Annotated in this window: 14 protein-coding genes; 11 read left to right on the top strand and 3 right to left on the bottom strand. The window is 53.6% G+C overall.

Annotation, left to right across the window (positions count from 1 at the left end; all coding sequences use genetic code 11):
• Positions 1-49 precede the first annotated feature (49 nt).
• Both JW953_18035 and JW953_18030 read right to left on the bottom strand, forming a co-directional pair.
• Positions 50-1,729, bottom strand: coding sequence for a hypothetical protein (locus JW953_18035; GenBank protein ID MBN1994604.1), 1,680 nt, complete (start codon positions 1,727-1,729; stop codon positions 50-52).
• Between the two features lie 42 nt (positions 1,730-1,771).
• Positions 1,772-3,238, bottom strand: coding sequence for a hypothetical protein (locus JW953_18030; protein MBN1994603.1), 1,467 nt, complete (start codon positions 3,236-3,238; stop codon positions 1,772-1,774).
• A gap of 207 nt (positions 3,239-3,445) precedes the next feature.
• On the opposite strand from JW953_18030, the gene JW953_18025 reads away from it, so the two are divergent.
• From JW953_18025 to JW953_17985, 9 genes are all read left to right on the top strand, one after another.
• Positions 3,446-4,129 carry a GntR family transcriptional regulator gene (locus tag JW953_18025; GenBank protein MBN1994602.1) on the top strand — a complete coding sequence of 228 codons (684 nt, stop codon included), beginning with the start codon at positions 3,446-3,448 and terminating at the stop codon, positions 4,127-4,129.
• Positions 4,130-4,254: 125 nt separating this feature from the next.
• Positions 4,255-5,319: a glycoside hydrolase family 88 protein gene (locus tag JW953_18020; protein MBN1994601.1), complete on the top strand. Its 1,065-nt coding sequence runs from the start codon at positions 4,255-4,257 to the stop codon at positions 5,317-5,319.
• Positions 5,312-6,085: a 3-ketoacyl-ACP reductase gene (locus tag JW953_18015; GenBank protein MBN1994600.1), complete on the top strand. Its 774-nt coding sequence runs from the start codon at positions 5,312-5,314 to the stop codon at positions 6,083-6,085. Before JW953_18020 ends, JW953_18015 begins: the two co-directional genes overlap by 8 nt.
• Before the next feature lie 12 nt (positions 6,086-6,097).
• A complete protein-coding gene (locus JW953_18010; protein ID MBN1994599.1) occupies positions 6,098-7,132 on the top strand; it encodes a sugar kinase in 1,035 nt (344 codons plus the stop codon).
• A gap of 37 nt (positions 7,133-7,169) precedes the next feature.
• The gene (locus tag JW953_18005; GenBank protein MBN1994598.1) at positions 7,170-8,162 is read left to right on the top strand and encodes a hydroxyacid dehydrogenase; all 993 of its coding nucleotides are present in this window, start codon (positions 7,170-7,172) and stop codon (positions 8,160-8,162) included.
• Positions 8,163-8,218: 56 nt separating this feature from the next.
• Positions 8,219-8,893, top strand: a complete 675-nt coding sequence (locus JW953_18000) for a bifunctional 4-hydroxy-2-oxoglutarate aldolase/2-dehydro-3-deoxy-phosphogluconate aldolase (GenBank protein ID MBN1994597.1) — start codon at positions 8,219-8,221, stop codon at positions 8,891-8,893.
• A gap of 56 nt (positions 8,894-8,949) precedes the next feature.
• Positions 8,950-9,780 (top strand): sugar phosphate isomerase/epimerase, encoded by an 831-nt coding sequence (locus JW953_17995; protein ID MBN1994596.1) that lies wholly within the window; start codon positions 8,950-8,952, stop codon positions 9,778-9,780.
• Positions 9,781-9,800: 20 nt separating this feature from the next.
• The gene (locus tag JW953_17990; protein ID MBN1994595.1) at positions 9,801-10,952 is read left to right on the top strand and encodes a Gfo/Idh/MocA family oxidoreductase; all 1,152 of its coding nucleotides are present in this window, start codon (positions 9,801-9,803) and stop codon (positions 10,950-10,952) included.
• A gap of 324 nt (positions 10,953-11,276) precedes the next feature.
• Entirely contained in the window at positions 11,277-11,879 is a 603-nt protein-coding gene (locus tag JW953_17985) for a protein-L-isoaspartate(D-aspartate) O-methyltransferase (GenBank protein ID MBN1994594.1), read from the top strand.
• Here JW953_17985 and JW953_17980 read toward each other — a convergent pair.
• Positions 11,813-14,272, bottom strand: a complete 2,460-nt coding sequence (locus JW953_17980) for a hypothetical protein (protein MBN1994593.1) — start codon at positions 14,270-14,272, stop codon at positions 11,813-11,815. The genes JW953_17985 and JW953_17980 overlap by 67 nt on opposite strands.
• Positions 14,273-14,584: 312 nt before the next feature.
• On the opposite strand from JW953_17980, the gene JW953_17975 reads away from it, so the two are divergent.
• Positions 14,585-15,445, top strand: a complete 861-nt coding sequence (locus JW953_17975) for an HAD family hydrolase (protein MBN1994592.1) — start codon at positions 14,585-14,587, stop codon at positions 15,443-15,445.
• A gap of 17 nt (positions 15,446-15,462) precedes the next feature.
• Positions 15,463-16,914, top strand: coding sequence for a decarboxylating NADP(+)-dependent phosphogluconate dehydrogenase (gene gnd, locus JW953_17970; protein ID MBN1994591.1), 1,452 nt, complete (start codon positions 15,463-15,465; stop codon positions 16,912-16,914).
• Positions 16,915-16,929: the final 15 nt, after the last annotated feature.

Below are 16,929 nucleotides of genomic sequence, written 5' to 3'. Positions count from 1 at the left end.
GGATTTAGTACTTATTCCTTAAGTCTGGCCAGGATGCTGGGGCAAGGGGCTAATCTTCCTCTGAATATGTGTCGCTGGCGATGATGATGGGTTGATTGGGCACGGCCTGGTAGTAGGCATAAAAATCTGCAATCTCCGGCCCCTCGTGCTGGCGCAGATTTTCGGCCCAGCGATAGCTGATGGATTGGTATAGGAGTTTCACGGTGATGGTCAATGGTCTTTGAATTGGTTGGACTTGGATGACGTACTGGATGTTATCTCCGCCACCCAGAAAATCTCTATCGGCCGCCGCCTGGCCCTGGACGGCAAAGTCAGGAGCAGCGGTATTTGGGTCAAAGCCTAGCGGCAGCAGCCGGTTATCTTTCACGTAGGCTGTGCCTCGCATTAAGGTTGTGGTCAACTCATTGTTTGGGTTTACCATAATTGTTTCGTAAATTTGGACCTGTTCCGGGGTTTCAATAGTATGATAGTGGGGTTCGTAACGGGCCGGGTTGGCGTCGTTGTTATTGCCGTTGACCGAGCCATCAGGGTTGACCTGCCCGGATTCAAAAATAATCTGCCCCTGGGCATCTTGCGCTACCAGGTGTAACCACGCGCGTCGAGCCGGGTAGCCGGTGGGAAATTTGTGACCGGCCAGATTCTTGATTGCTACGTGAACGGTCAGGGATGTTCCTTCTTGGAGAAACTGCATAATTTTGACGGTGGCCGTGCGCTGCTGCAATTGGTCAAGCGTACGCTCAATTGTCGCGTCAAAGTGTTCATTGGAGGCCGTCACCTGGAGGTCTTTACCAAATGTTTTCAAGATTTCGCCCATGTACACATTTCCGCCGACAAAGGTATGTTTAGAGAAGGGGCTGCGCGGTTTGCCGCCGGTGATAGAGAGTTGAACGCCGCCCTGGGCGTGGGGCATGTGGCAGCCCTGACAACTGGTGGTTTCGGCGTAATCACTGTGCCGCCATTCCAGGTAGGGGGTTTGTTCTGGGAATTCACCCACAATCTGGCCTGACTCGTCAATAGTAGGGGTGTATAGGGTGTGGCAAGTGGCGCATAGTTCGGCTTGCCGGATATGCAGGCTTTGTTTGGGCGCAAAGCCTGAGCCGCCTTTCATAACATCGGCCTGGGCTTTTCCGATGGGATATGGGCCAAAAAGGTCTCGTTCACCCGGCGGTTTTTCAGCATCTATCACAAAGCTACCACTAAAGCTATGGGCCTGGCCCAAACCTTCCTGAAGAATTTGATGGCATACCGTACACGAAACGCCATCTTGCGCCAGAACGTAAAATTCGTTTTGGGGGTCAAGGAAACCCTCGTCCAATATTTTTCCCTCTTGACCGGCTACGGTTTTGGTGAAACGAGCCATGGGGGTATGGCAGGTGGCGCATTTGTCTTCAATGGCGGCGCGATAGGCGGGCGTATTGAGTATTTCTCGACGCACGGTGGCCTGCCAGTAGGGATCACGCGAGGCGTTGGCCATCATGGTTGAGCGCCAATAAGTGGCGTTGGAAACGTCATTTCCGGCCTCGTCTACCATGTTGACGTGGCAGATGGCGCACTGGCCAGAGGTGGAAAAATAGCGGCTTTGGGCCACGGGCAATGTGGGGCCGGTTGTTGTTTTACTTTCTGCGGATGGGGTATCATCGCCGGCTGGGGAAAATTCTGTAAAATTAGCCATACAAGCCGCTAACAGGGTCAAGCTGACCAGGGGGATAGCAAGCCAGGTTTTATTCAAAATCAACCTCCCAACAGACGGATTAGAGAATTTGGGAACGGTTCAGTTATTGCTTCCAGCTTCATAGCGAAGCCGGGCAGGGTTGGCTTCCAGGCCGTAATCAACATAGTTGGGATTGACCTGGACAATGCCGACGGTCCACAAGTATATCCCATTCCGACCTGAGACTCCCGTGGCATAACGGATATTTGATACGGTCAGGCGGTATCGGTTTTCGCCAATTTTATCCAGATCTACCCATTCTTGATTATCTCGCACGGCATCATGAACGCCTGCCCGGAATTCTCCGGGCTGCCAAACGCTCACTTCAAAACCAAATCTGGGTGCCAGCGGATCGCCGACCCATTCCCATTCAAAAACAGTCAATCCGTATGTCGGCAAATCCAGAGATAAGGGGTGGTGTAGGGTCAACACCCCCCGGGGTAGATTGGGAGCGGAAGGGGGGGGGGTGATAAAAGTAACCACCGGCGGTACCGGCGTGCTGGTGGGGGTGGTGGTCAGGATTGAGGTGGGAGTTAGCGTAGGCGGCCCCAGGCGGCGGGTGGGCGTGGGAGTGGCCGGGGTGGTCCGGATGAAGATGACGTTTAGAGTAGGAGTGGCCGTGGGTGAGCTTGGGATAGAGGGAGGGGTGCGGGATGTGGTTCCGGCGGCGTTAGTTGCGGCGGCATTGGCTGTGGCGGTTGCGTTGGCCCTGGCTATCGCCGTGGTAAGAGCATTGGCCGTAGCAGTTGCAGCGGCGTTGGTTGTAGCCATGATGGCGGCGTTGGCTGTCGCCGTTGTGTTGGCCTTGACTATGGCCGTGGCAACGGCATTGGCTGTAGCGATTGCCTGAGCCTCGGCTATGACAGTGGCAGCGGCGTTGGTTGTAGCCATGATGGCGGCATTGGCTGTCGCTGTTGCCTGAGCCTCGACTATAGCAGCGTTGGCTATTGCCGTAGCCCCGGCATTGGCTGTGGCGGTTGCGTTGGCCTTGACTATGGCCGTGGCGACGGCATTGGCTGTAGCCATGATGGCGGCATTGGCTGTGGCGGTTGCTTGAGCTTGGTTTGTAGCGGCTATGGCGGTGTTGGCTGTTGTCTGGGCCTCGTTTGTAATGGTTGCGGCGGCATTGGCTGTCGTTGTTGTCATAGCGTTGGCGGTTGCTTGAGCCTGCTTTGTAGCGGTTGCAACGGCGTTGGCTGTGGCGGTTGCCGCAGTACTGGCCGTGCCCATATTGGGTCCGATGGGGGGGGGCAAGGGGGTAGATGTAGCCGTGGGAATGGGGGTGGGGGTAAGGGTTGAACTGCCAGCAGCAAGGGAAAAAGTGGAAATTGGCTGGCAACCTCCGGCAGCCCAGAGTAAAACCATGATCATCATGCCAATAATGGTCAAAGCGGTCAGCGCTCCCCAGATTGACCAGAGAATGGCACGAAGCCAGGGGGGCAGTAATTTTTGGCGTAAGGAGAGGCTATCCTCATTTTCAGACGAGGAAGTGGAAGAAGGAGAGACGATTTGATCTTTGTGTTTCATTCAAGCCGCCTTGTAGGAAATGTTTGCCAGTCCACATACCCGTTTTAACAATTGACAAATGTAGTATAAGGTGTTGTCGGATAGGAGTCAAGAGGATTATCAGCTTTAATGAAATAGGGCCAAATTCATTTCTTCAATTTGACAATCATTTTGAAATGTAGTATTGTGCGTATCGTATATCATATATGATATATGATAACGATAGTAATGAACACGCAAACATTGCTCAAATCCTATCTCACCAAAGAAGAATATGTCTATAACACCTTACGCGCCGCGATCATGGGTTGTGAGTTGAAGCCCGGCGAAAAACTGGTCATAGATAACCTCAGCGCCGAGTTGGGCGTTAGCCCCATCCCGGTCCGGGCCGCTTTACAGCGACTTCAGGCCGAAGGACTGGTTGAAATTACGCCCCACACCGGCGCAGTGGTTTCAAAAATATCCCCTGATTTGATCAGAGAAATATTCATGCTGCTTGAAGTTCTGGAAGCAATGGCCTTCAGGGTGCTGGTAGATAAAGCTGATTTGGATGATATTGTTCATTTGCGGCAGCTTGTTGAGGCAATGGAGGTCGCTTTTCAGGCAGACGATGTTAGCCGGTGGTCGGACTTGAATATGGAGTTTCACCGGGCTGTGGCGCAAATTACGCAGATGAAGATGCTCATCGAATTCACGGGCAGGGTGTGGGATAGCTGGAATCGCCTGCGGCATTGTTATTTGAAACCGATTGTTTCGGCGCGGATGCCGCAGTCTCAAGCTGAGCATCAGCAGATGATCGCCCTTTTGGAGCGTCGTGATGTTGAGGAATTGGCTGCGCTGGCGGTCAAGCACAATCGTCAGGCCAGAGAAACTTATCAGCAATTACTGCAAAATCAAAATAATGCCAATTAACGAAACAGCAAGCCAAGGAGACAGCGATTAAACGGCTCTCCGGCAATAATGATTGATAATTCACATTTTCCGAGGAGATACTGGTGACAAACAACACCACCCTGGTCAAAAAGTGTCAAATAACAATGGACTTTGCGGCCAAACAATTGCGCCACTTAATTGAAACCTATCCCGATTTTTTCCCTATGTATACCATCAACGGCAAATGGAAACACGAAGGCGAAGCCTGGACCAACTGGTGCGAGGGCTTTTTGGGCGGCCAGTTGTGGTTGCTCTATCAATATACTCAGGATGCCTATTGGCGCGAAAAAGCCGAACACTACTCTCGCCTTATCGAACATCGTAAAACTGATCGTAATGTGCACGACCTGGGTTTCCTCTTTTTATCCACCTGGAAGCGTTGGTTTGATCTGACCGGCGATAAAGCCATGGGGCAGGTAGTCATTGAGGCCGGGCAAACGTTGGCCCTGCGGTTCAAGGAGAGGGGACAATATCTACGTTCCTTTGTGGCCGATGATAGTTTGTTCATTGACATTATGATGAACGTGCCCATCATTTACTACGCGGCCCGGCAAACCGGCGATGAGAATTTGTGGCGGGTGGCCAACCAGCATAGCCTGACCACTCGCCGCTATCTGGTGCGGGGCGACGGCAGCGCCTCTCACGAAGGGATTTTTGACCTGGAAACCGGCGAGTTTTTGCGCCAGAGCACTCACCAGGGTTGGCGAGATGACTCGTCCTGGGCGCGGGGTTTGGCCTGGGCCTTGTATGGTTTTGGCGCGGTTTACACCTACACCCAAGACGCGCGTTTTTTGCGCACCGCCGAAACCTGCGCCAATTTCTACATCGAGCGCACCCCCGCCCATGGCGTTCCCCCCAACGATTGGGAAGAACCCGACCCCACCTGGCCCTACGAAAGTTCTGCTGCGGCCATTGTCGCCAGCGGCCTCTTCAACCTGGCCAAAATTACGGGCGACCCCCTGCGGGCTCGTTTTTACCAGGAATATGCTCTGAGAATTGTGGACACCCTGACCTCCCCAGAATTTTTGGCGGTTGACACCCCGGGCTGGGAAGGCATTCTCAAACACGGCATGTACCACCAGCGCAAAAGTCTGGGTGTGGACGAAAGCGTGATGTGGGGCGAATACTTCTTCCTGGAAGCCGTGAGTAAGGTATTGGGTTATGAATAATCAGGTAGCGTTAGTGACTGGCGCCGGTCGAGGTATTGGGCGAGGGATTGCGGTAGCTCTGGCTGAGAGAGGTTGGACGGTGGTGGTCAATTATCGGGGAAATGCCCAGGCTGCGACAGAAACAGTCCGGTTAATAGAACAGACCGGGGGCCGAGGGGTGGCCGTCCAGGCCAACATTGCTGAAACTACTGAGCGCCAGCGCTTAGTCAATGAGGTTGTGCAAGCGTTTGCTCGGCTTGATTTGCTGGTCAACAATGCCGGGATGGCTCCTCGCCAACGACTGGACATTTTGGAAACCAGTGAAACCAGTTATGATGAAGTGATGACGGTCAATCTCAAAGGCCCATTTTTTTTGACCCAACAGATTGCCCAATTGATGATTGACCAGCTTCAAGCCGGCATCATTGACCAACCCAAAATTGTCAATATCAGCTCCATCAGCGCCTACACCAGCAGCCCCAACCGGGGCGAGTATTGTCTCTCCAAAGCCGGAATATCCATGCTCACGGCGCTTTTTGCGGACCGCTTGGCCGAATTTGGCATTAATGTTTACGAGATTCGACCCGGCATTATTGAAACCGATATGACCAGCGGCGTTAAAGAAAAATACGATGATTTGATTGGCGGGGGTCTGACCCCCATCCGTCGCTGGGGCCGGCCGGATGATATTGGCCGGGCCGTGGTAGCCATTGCCGAGGGTTATTTGCCGTTTTCCACGGGCGAGGTGATTAACGTGGATGGCGGTTTTCACTTACACAGACTATAGGAGGCAAACACAATGAAAAAAATAGTTACTTTTGGTGAAGTTATGTTACGGCTGTCGCCGCCGGGATTTCAGCGTTTTTCCCAGGCGCGGAGTTTTGATGTGATATACGGCGGCGGTGAGGCCAATGTGGCCGCCTCGCTGGCCAATTATGGGTTGCCGGTGGAGTTTGTCACCCGGCTGCCGACCAACGATATTGGCGAGGCCTGTCTGAGTTTTCTGCGGCAGTATGGCATCGGCACGCAGCACATTGTGCGCGGCGGCGAACGGCTGGGCATTTACTTTTTGGAGATGGGCGCGGTGCAGCGCGGCAGCAAAGTGGTATACGACCGGGCCAATTCCGCTATGGCAACCATCGAAACGGGCATGATTGACTGGCAAACCGTATTTGCCGACGCCGATTGGTTTCATTGGACCGGCATTACCCCGGCCATTTCGGCGGGCACGGCGGCGGTGTGCCTGGAAGCGGCGCAGACGGCCAAAGCGATGGGCCTTACCATATCGTGCGATCTGAACTACCGTAAAAAGCTGTGGCAATGGGGCAAAACTGCCGGTGAAGTAATGCCGGAGTTGGTGAGTTATTGCGACGTAGCCATCGGCAATGAAGAAGACGCCGATAAAGTGTTTGGCATCAAGGCCCCTGAAACTGATGTAACCAGCGGCCAGGTGGAGGCCGATCAGTATCGCGTTGTGTGCGACGGGTTGGCCAAACGGTTTTCCGGCCTAAAAACCATTGCCATCACCTTGCGCGGCTCCGTCTCGGCCAGCCACAATACTTGGTCGGGCGTGTTGTGGAACCGGGGCGACTTTTACCTTGGCCCGAAGTTTGACATCACCCACATTGTAGACCGCGTTGGCGGCGGCGACTCATTTATGGGCGGCCTGATTTACGGGCTACGTACCTATCCGGCTGACCCGCAGCGGGCGCTTGATTTTGCCGTTTCCGCTTCTTGCTTGAAACATTCTATCTTTGGCGATTTCAACATGGTCACCGTGGCCGAGGTGGAGAAGTTGATGCAAGGCGATGCTTCGGGGCGGGTGAGTCGTTAGCCAGGCCCAGAATTTATCACTGCCGAAAGGTTGCCCAATGCGCAAAGGCATATTCCTGCTCCGCGCCGATGCCTACCAAAAGATCTACGGGCCTGACGAACTCAAAGCCATCCATGCCCTGGTTGACATCTCTGTTCCGCCGCAAACCAGCGAGTCGGTCAAGAAGAATCCGTCTATCCTGAATGAGGTTGAGGTGATTCTTTCTGGTTGGGGGATGGCCGTGATGGATGAGAAGTTCCTGGCGTCTGCGTCCAACTTGAAGGCCGTTTTTTATGGGGCTGGGTCTATCCGTTATTTTGTGACCAATGCCTCCTGGCGGCGCGGCATCATTGTGACCAGCGCCTATGCGGCCAATGCGGTGCCCACGGCAGAATACACCCTGGCCCAGATTTTGTTGTGTCTCAAGCGGGTCTGGCCGCATGCGCAATTGGTCAGAGAGCAAGGCACTTTTCCGCCGCGATTGCCGGTGGCGGGCGCGTTTGGCAGTACGGTTGGCCTTATTTCTTTGGGCCAGGTTGGCCGGCAGGTGATCAAACTGCTACAGAATTTTGACATAAACGTGATAGCCTACGATCCCTTTGTGACGGCGGCAGAGGCGGCTGAATTAAAGGTGGAACTTTGCGCTTTGCCCGAAATTTTTCGCCGCGCCGATGTGGTTTCTTTGCATACTCCATGGCTGCCGGAAACCGAGGGGATGATTACGGGCGAGCACCTGGCTTCAATGAAACCTGCTGCCGCCTTTATTAATACCGCCCGGGGCGCGATTGTGCGGGAACAAGAAATGATCCAGGTTTTGCGGCAGCGCCCGGATTTAACAGCGGTGTTGGATGTGACCTACCCCGAACCGCCCGCCCCGGACTCGCTCCTCTACACCCTGCCCAACGTGGTGTTGACGCCCCACATTGCCGGGGCGATGGATCAAGAGTGTCGCCGGATGGGGCAGGTTATGGTTGAGGAGTTGAAACGTTACCTCAATGGCGAGCCGTTGCAGTGGGCGCTGACTAAAGAAGATATGGCCCGGATGGCCTGACTCTGAGGAACCTACAAAACGATACACATTATACAAAACAAACAATGAGGTGAACAATGGCTAAATTTGATCGTCTGACCGTACTCAACACCATGATTGACACCGGCTTGGTGCCGGTGTTTTACCATAGCAACCTGGAGGTTGCCAAAAAAATTGCCGCAGCCTGCGTAACCGGCGGGGCCAAAATTTTGGAATTCACCAACCGGGGCGACCGGGCCTGGCATATCTTCACCCAACTCATCGAGTGGGCGGAACAAACCCATCCCGATCTGATTCTGGGGGTAGGTTCGGTGGTGGATGCGCCCACGGCGGGAATGTACATTGGCAGTGGGGCCAACTTTGTGGTCGGCCCGTTGCTCAATCCAGAAGTGGCCCGCTTGTGCAATCGGCGCAAAGTGGCCTACAGCCCCGGCTGTGGCAGCGTCAGTGAAATCTCGGAAGCCGAGGAACTGGGCGTTGAAATTGTCAAAATTTTTCCCGGCGGGCAGGTCGGTGGCCCGGCCTTTGTCAAAGCCGTGCGCGGCCCAATGCCCTGGACGCGCTTGATGCCCACCGGCGGCGTGGATACGACCAAAGAAGGTATTGCAGCCTGGATTACGGCCGGTGTCGCTTGCCTGGGCATCGGCAGCAAACTTATCCGCAAAGATTTGGTAGCTGCCGGAGATTATGCAGCCATCGAGCAGAATGTCCGCCAGGTATTGGCCTGGATTCAAGAGGCCAGAGAAGCCTGAGAAAACAAATTATAAATAGCAATTTGTAATTTGCGATTTGAATTGGGAGCATCGCCATGCCTCATTTAATTCAGGATACCTCCAAACTTTGCATCCACACCATCACTACCCAACCCTGGCCCGTTGAAGAAGCGATTGAGCAATATAGCGCTATTGGCGTTAAAGGCATCACCGTTTGGCGGCAGGCGCTTGAAGGACGCAATCCGGCGGCCGTAGGCGAACGAATCCGGGCGGCGGGATTGACCGTTGTGTCGCTGTGCCGTGGTGGATTTTTCGCCGGTCTGGATCAGACAACTCGCCGGGCCGCGATTGATGATAATCTACAAGCCATTGACGCCGCTGCTGTCCTGGGTGCCCCCTTGATTGTATTGGTCTGTGGGGCGGTGCCGGGTCAATCCCTGGCCGAGTCGCGCCAACAAATCAAAGACGGCCTTGCCGCCATCCTCCCCCACGCCGAAGCCTGTGGGGTCAAACTGGCCATTGAATCCCTTCACCCTATGTATGCCGACTCGCGCTCGGCCATCAATACGCTGCGCCAGGCCAACGAGATGGCCGAGGAGTTCAACTCGCCGTACTTGGGTGTGGCGGTAGATGTGTATCATTTGTGGTGGGACCCGGATTTGGAAAACGAAGTCCGGCGTTGCGGCCGGGCCGGTAACTTGCTGGCCTTTCATGTATGCGATTGGAAAACGCCGACCGAAGATATGTTGAACGACCGGGGTTTGATGGGCGAAGGCTGCATCCCCATCCCCACCATTCGGGATTGGGTGGAAGCAGCCGGGTTTGACGGTTTTATTGAGGTGGAGATTTTTTCGCATAAATATTGGGCTATGAATCAGGCAGAGTTTTTGCAAGAAATCAAGGAAGCGTATTTGAAGTATGTTTGAGAATGTTTGGAGGTAAAACTGTGAAAGAACACAAAATCGGCATCATTATGAACGGCGTCACCGGGCGGATGGGCACCAACCAGCACCTCATTCGCTCTATTCTGGCGATCAGGCAGCAGGGAGGCGTGCAAATCAAGCCGGGTGAAGTCATCATGCCTGATCCTATTCTGGTAGGCCGCAATAAAAACAAACTGGCCAAGTTGGCGGCAGAACATGGCCTGACCCGTTATTCCACCGACCTGAACGCCTGCCTGGCCGATTCTTACAATCAAATCTATTTCGACTCCCAACTCACTACCCTGCGCGTTGAGGCGGTGCGTAAGGCCATTGCCGCCAAAAAAGCCATCTATTGTGAAAAGCCCACGGCCACCACCCTGGCCGACGCCCTGGCGATTGCCAGCGAAGCGAAAGCAGCCGGACTCAAAAATGGGGTGGTGCAGGATAAACTTTTTTTGCCCGGCCTGCTCAAATTGAAATATCTTATTGATACCGGTTTTTTCGGCCAAATCCTATCTGTGCGCGGTGAATTTGGCTACTGGGTGTTTGACGGCTATCACCAACCCGCGCAGCGTCCCTCCTGGAACTATCGCAAAGAAGACGGCGGCGGCATCATCATTGATATGTTTTGCCACTGGCGTTACGTAATTGACAACCTGTTTGGCCTGATCAAGGCGCTGTCGGCGTTGGGCGCGATTCACCTTGACAAGCGCGTTGACGAAAACGGCACCGAATATACCTGCACCGCCGATGACGCGGCCTATGGCACGTTTGAACTGGCCAACGGCATCATCTGCCACTTCAATTCGTCCTGGACGGTCAGAGTGCGGCGGGATGATTTGCTCACCTTGCAGGTTGACGGTACCAAAGGCAGCGCCGTGGCCGGCCTGCGGGATTGTGTGGTGCAGCATGATTCTTTTACCCCCAAACCCGTCTGGAACCCCGACGTTGATAACCCGATTGACTTTTACGAAACCTGGCAGCGGGTGCCCTCCAACCAGGTGTATGACAATGCCTTTAAGGTGCAGTGGGAGATGTTTCTCAAACACGTGGTGTTGGATACGCCGTTCTGCTGGGGGCTGTTGGAGGGCGCCAAAGGGGTACAATTGGCCGAATTGGGCCTGGAATCGTGGCAGAAGCGTTGCTGGGTAGAGGTGCCGGAATTGACTCTTTGAAAAACTTTTTAAACGTCAACGCCGAAGTCGCCTACAACTTTAAACCTGGACGTTGTAGGCGTTTTTATTTCTCCTTATCAGTGGTACAATGTTAGTAGTGATAAAGAAAATCGCTTTGAAGGGAGGAAGGTGCAATTGCGTCAAAAAATTGTTTATATTTGTCAAACTGTACTGATATTGATTTTGCCAGCCGGTTTATCGGCTTGTGGCCTGAGTTTGTCTGAGCCTACGCCGACCGCTGGCTTCACCGCTATAGCCCCCCCCCCCGAATCTACTCTAGCCGGTACACCTTTTGCCGATCCTTATGTTGACTTGCGCCAGGAAATGGTCGAGTACCAAATTCGCCGCCGCGATGTTTCTGATGAAGCTGTGCTGGCAGCAATGCTCAAAGTGCCGCGCCACGAGTTTGTGCCCGACGACTACAAAGCTCGGGCTTATGAAGACCATCCTCTGCCCATTGGCTACGGCCAAACCATCTCCCAACCCTACATCGTGGCGGTGATGACCGAATTGCTTGAACTGCAACCGAGCGATAAGGTGTTGGAAATCGGTACTGGCTCCGGTTATCAAGCCGCTATCCTGGCCGAAATCACCAATGAGGTTTACACCATTGAAATCATCCCCGAATTGGCCGCACGCGCCCAAGAAACGTTTGAGCGTTTGGGTTACGAGCAAATTATGGCCAAACAGGCCGATGGCTACTGGGGCTGGGAAGAGTACGCCCCATTTGAGGCCATCATCGTTACCGCCGCGCCGGATCACGTGCCCCAACCTTTGATTAACCAACTGGCCGATGGCGGCAAAATGGTTATCCCGGTGGGGCCGCCGGGTGGTTACCAGAGTTTGTGGCTGATTGAGCGTCAGGGGGAAGAGATTTTGCGCACCAATTGGGGGGGCGTGCGGTTTGTGCCGTTTACGCGGGAGTGAATCACCATTCCTGCCAGCCCATAAGCCCCCGCCGCGCTCCACAACACCGCCGAAAAGCCCCAGGTGAGGGCAATCATTGCCGCCAGCACGGCGCTGATAACCGAGGTGCAGCCGTTCACCGCCCAAACCCAGGGAATCAGTCCCGGCGCGGTTTGGGCTACCAGCCGCAAGCCGCGCGGGAAAGGGATTCCCAGCAGCAGGCCCAAGGGGAATAAGGCGATTACCGTCACCCCCACCCGCCCGGCAAAAGGAAATTGAAGGGTGGCGTTAAACAGATGCGGCAACAGCAGGGGATAGAGCATAGTTAATGCCACAATCAGCGGCAGCACGCCCCTTAGCGGCACCCGCGCCGACAAACAACCACTCCCCACCCCCGACGCCAGCAAAATGGTGGCGACCACCACGGCGAAGGCATAGGTCGGTTGGCCCAGGTAGAGGATAAAGCGTTGCAGCAGGGGGATTTCGATAAAGAGGAAGCCGAGACCGAGCAGGGCAAAGTAAATGAAGAAGATTAAGGGATGAAGGATGAGGGATGAAGCCTGTTCATCCCTCATCCTTCTGCCTTCCGCCTTTCGCCACAGAAGGGGAAGAAGAATCAGGATGGCCGACAGAATTACCACCAGAATCAACAGGATGACCAACACTAAATAGCCACTACCACCAAAGGGTTGCCAGGTTTTACCGAGCATTTGTAGTATCTCCGGGGTTTGTTGCCATTTGAAGAAATGGAAAAAATAGGGATGGTTATCGGTGGGGGGGGCGACGGCGTAGGGATAGTGGGCATAAAAAGTGGCGGCAGAGGCAGCGGTCAACAAGTTGGCCAATGTTTGGTGGTAAACGGCGTCGGGGACAATGCTGTAGCGGTTGACTTCTGCCGGTTGCAGATCGGGCAGCCAGACCAGATCATATTGGCGCTCGGCGGCGAATTGGCGCGTTTGCCCTAAATCGCGCTCCCCCAAGGGCGCACGGCTGGCCAGGATCAAGGATGTTTGCAGGGTGCGCAATACGGCCAGGTGGGTGGCCGGGTCAACGGTTTTGAAGGCGGTTTGCTGAATGTGCTGCCGAAGGGCCTCGGCCATGGTGCCCCACAGTCGCAAACTTTCGCTGGGGGGCAGTTGCAGCCAGCGTTCGGCCACTAACAGCCCGTTGGGCGAGAGATGGGCCAGGGCATCGGCGAAAGATTCAACCGTGTAGCGGTAGTCTTCGTTTAAAGTATACGCTCCGGCGGTGACAGGGCGGAAACTGTCGGTGAGGGGCCAGATGATGAGGTCAAATTGCTGATTGGTGCGGCGCAGAAAACTGCGCGGTTCGTCAATAATAACGGTAACATGCGGGTCTTGATACAGATGATGGTCAAAGTCGGCAAAATGTTGGCCAACAGCTTTTGCTACGGTGGGGTTGCTGTGGACCACGGTTACAGTTTTTGTCCCGTTTTGTAGGGCGGTCAGCACCGCCAGCCCGCCACCCGGTTCCAAGATAAGCACATTGGCCTGGGGCCGTAAGGCAAAAGCAAGTTTCAGAGGCAGATATTGGGTAAAATTCGGTTTAGTGGGGTTGGTGATGGGCGAGAGGTTGTCGCCATCCACGGTCAGACCCAATTGGGGCGGCAGGTCGCCGGGATAGGTGAAACTCAGGCCCGGCGCAGAGCGAATGCCCTGGCTACGCAGCACGTCAACGCGAGAGAAGGCGTTCCACTGGCGAAAGATAACCTCACTCTGGGGATAGAGCATCGCCTGTGAGAGTGATTTGTAGGGAGTCAGACGGACATCGAAGAGAGGCGGGGCTTGGAAGGTCAGATAGAGGAGGGCGAGGGCGATGATGGTGTAAAACGTAAAACGTAAAACGTGAGACGTGAAACGTGAAATGTGAAATGTGAAACGTAAAATCTGACACTTGACACCTGACACTTGACACTTGACACTTGCTACATACCCCAACCAGCCGAGGCATGCGCACAAAAAAACAGTGCCAGGGCCACCGACTGTGGCTAAAGAAAGTAAGGCCAACGGCGGGCCGAAGCCGGAGCCAATCAAGTTGGCGGCGTAAATAGGCCCGGCGTGTTCAGCGCGGGCGGTCAGGGCAGCGCCAATGACCAGACCGCCGAAAAAAAAAGGAACGGTCAGGGTTAAATAGTAGAGCAAGAGCCACAGCAATTGGCTTCGCTCCCAGGCCAGGCGGTAGGCATCGAAGGGGGAATAGTTAATGGCTAAATAGGAGAGTGGCGTTGAAATGGTGAATAGAAGCGTGCCGGCGGCGAGCGTGCGGGATAATTTAGGGGAGGAGACTTGTTTGAGGAAAAGGTACGAGCCGCTGGCCCCTGCGCCTAACAGGGCCAGGCTAATGGCCATAAAGGCCATGTGGCTGCCCTGGGCCAATGAAAAAAAGCGGGTCAAGGTTATTTGCAAAGCTAACGTTGCTGCTGAAATTAATAATAGGGTAAGATAGAACATCTTCATGGCCGGTATAAATTAGAAAAGAGAATAAGGTATAGTATAGTCCCAAAACATCTATTTTTACAAAGGGCAATGAAATGGAAATTGACAAGATTTTCAAGGTGTGTTATTATTTGCAATTGCTATGCACACGTGTGCATGAAATAATTTGGTGGCCTCATTCCCCAAGTTTTTTAAATTGAAACCCCCAATCTAAAATTTTTTAAGGAGGTAAAAGTGGATATCCCCGCAGCAGCAAAACCTTTGGTGGAAATGCAACCCAAGTATGAATTTTTTATCGGCATTGATTCAGATGGCTGTGTTTTTGATACGATGGAAATCAAGCAAAAGGAGTGCTTCTGCCCCAATACGGTTAAATATTGGGGTTTGCAGGCGGTCTCCAAATATGCCCGGGAAACGGTTGAATTTGTCAATCTTTATTCAAAATGGCGCGGCATCAATCGCTGGCCGGCGTTGGTCAAAGTGTTCGACTTGCTCCGTCAGCGCCCTGAAGTGCAGGCCAGAAAAGCCAAGATTCCATCAGGCGATAAGTTGAGGGCATTTATTGACGCCGCAGAATATCCTAACAGCAATGATGGCCTAAAGGCCTACAGAGCCAAATATCCTGACCCTGAGTTGGATACCGGCCTGGCCTGGAGCCAGGCGGTCAATGCCACCATCGCCGACATTGTGCATGGCGTGCCGCCGTTTCCTTATGTGCGTGAGAGTCTGGACTTCTTGTTCGACAAAGCGGATATGATCGTGGTTTCGCAAACGCCGGACGAAGCTTTAGAGCGCGAGTGGGCCGAACATGGGGTTGACAGATATGTGCGGATGATTGCCGGGCAGGAGAAGGGCACCAAAACCCAACACCTGGCTCTGGCTGCGGGCAATAAATATCAATCTGGCCACGTTTTGATGATAGGAGACGCTCCGGGTGATATGAAAGCGGCTCGCGCCAACAACGCTCTCTTTTTCCCGATCAACCCCGGCCACGAAGATGAAAGCTGGCAGCGTTTTTATGAAGAGGCTGTGCCTAAATTTCTGGCCTTAGAGTATGCCGGCGACTATGAAACTAAATTGATTGAAGCGTTTGAAAAATTTATACCCGAGATTCCCCCTTGGCAAAAATAAAAAATTGGAGGCAAAAAATGTCTAAAGCAGATATTGGCTTAATTGGCCTGGCCGTGATGGGCCAAAATTTAGTGCTCAATATGGATGATCATGGCTTTACGGTGGCGGTTTTTAATCGTACCGTGTCAAAGGTGGACGACTTTATTAATGGCAACGCCAAAAACACCAAAGTGATGGGGACACATTCTATTGAAGAATTGGTCAGCGTGCTCAAAAAACCACGCCGGGTGATGTTATTGGTGAAAGCAGGGCAGGCAGTGGATGATTTTATTGAGCTGCTAGTGCCGCATCTAGAAAAAGGCGACATCATTATTGACGGTGGTAACTCCAATTATAACGACACCATTCGGCGGACTAAATACGTAGAGTCAAAGGGGTTGCTTTACATTGGCACCGGCGTTTCCGGCGGTGAAGAGGGGGCGCGGCACGGCCCCTCCATTATGCCCGGTGGGTCGCCTGAAGCTTGGCCGCATGTTAAGCCTATTTTCCAGGCCGTGGCCGCAAAAGTGGATGATGGTTCTCCATGCTGTGATTGGGTCGGTGAGAACGGGGCGGGCCACTATGTTAAAATGGTGCATAACGGCATTGAGTATGGCGACATGCAACTCATTTGCGAATCATACTACTTAATGAAAAACGTGTTGGGAATGAGCAATAAGGAAATGCACCAGACTTTTGCCGAGTGGAACGAGGGTAAGCTTGACTCCTACCTCATCGAAATTACCCGTGATATTTTGGGTTACCAGGATGAGCATGGCGAGTACGTGCTAGACTTTATCCTCGACACCGCCGGGCAGAAGGGGACGGGCAAATGGACCGGCATTTCCTCGCTTGATTTGGGTATTCCCTTGACCTTGATTGGGGAAGCGGTGTATGCGCGGTGCCTGTCGGCCTTAAAAAATGAGCGTGTGGCAGCTTCAAAAGTGCTGAGCGGCCCGACGCCCAAATTTACGGGTGATAAGAAAGCCTTTGTGGACGATATCCGTGAGGCGTTGTATGCCTCAAAGATCATCTCTTATGCCCAGGGTTATATGCTGCTGCGGGCCGCCGCCGAAGAGTATAACTGGAATCTTAATTACGGCGGTATTGCCCTGATGTGGCGCGGCGGTTGCATCATTCGTTCTGTTTTTCTGGGCAAGATCAAGGAAGCGTTTGACCGCGAACCTGATCTGACCAACCTATTGCTGAATGACTACTTCAAGGAGCAAGTGGAAGCAGCCCAGGCCTCCTGGCGGCGCGTGGTGGCTAAATCTGTGGAGATGGGCGTGCCTGTGCCGGCTATATCTAGCGCCCTGGCCTTTTTTGATGGCTATCGCAGTGAGCGGTTGCCCGCCAATTTGCTCCAGGCCCAGCGCGACTATTTTGGCGCGCACACTTATGAGCGGATTGATCAGCCGCGCGGCAAGTTTTTCCATACTAATTGGACCGGCGCGGGCGGTGATGTAACGGCGAGTACGTACGTGGCGTAGTTTTAGGGGTCAGGT

It is taken from the genome of Anaerolineae bacterium (assembly GCA_016931895.1).
Lineage (GTDB): Bacteria > Chloroflexota > Anaerolineae > 4572-78 > J111 > JAFGNV01.
This window is presented reverse-complemented; position numbering and strand designations above follow the sequence as displayed.

What these genes read in the sequence shown, in the direction of transcription:
- JW953_18030 (MBN1994603.1), bottom strand. Translation starts at nt 3,238, where the DNA reads ATGAAACACAAAGATCAAATCGTCTCTCCTTCTTCCACTTCCTCGTCT.
- JW953_18025 (MBN1994602.1), top strand. Translation starts at nt 3,446, where the DNA reads ATGAACACGCAAACATTGCTCAAATCCTATCTCACCAAAGAAGAATAT.
- JW953_18020 (MBN1994601.1), top strand. Translation starts at nt 4,255, where the DNA reads ATGGACTTTGCGGCCAAACAATTGCGCCACTTAATTGAAACCTATCCC.
- JW953_18015 (MBN1994600.1), top strand. Translation starts at nt 5,312, where the DNA reads ATGAATAATCAGGTAGCGTTAGTGACTGGCGCCGGTCGAGGTATTGGG.
- JW953_18010 (MBN1994599.1), top strand. Translation starts at nt 6,098, where the DNA reads ATGAAAAAAATAGTTACTTTTGGTGAAGTTATGTTACGGCTGTCGCCG.
- JW953_18005 (MBN1994598.1), top strand. Translation starts at nt 7,170, where the DNA reads ATGCGCAAAGGCATATTCCTGCTCCGCGCCGATGCCTACCAAAAGATC.
- JW953_18000 (MBN1994597.1), top strand. Translation starts at nt 8,219, where the DNA reads ATGGCTAAATTTGATCGTCTGACCGTACTCAACACCATGATTGACACC.
- JW953_17995 (MBN1994596.1), top strand. Translation starts at nt 8,950, where the DNA reads ATGCCTCATTTAATTCAGGATACCTCCAAACTTTGCATCCACACCATC.
- JW953_17985 (MBN1994594.1), top strand. Translation starts at nt 11,277, where the DNA reads ATGGTCGAGTACCAAATTCGCCGCCGCGATGTTTCTGATGAAGCTGTG.
- JW953_17975 (MBN1994592.1), top strand. Translation starts at nt 14,585, where the DNA reads ATGCAACCCAAGTATGAATTTTTTATCGGCATTGATTCAGATGGCTGT.
- gnd (MBN1994591.1), top strand. Translation starts at nt 15,463, where the DNA reads ATGTCTAAAGCAGATATTGGCTTAATTGGCCTGGCCGTGATGGGCCAA.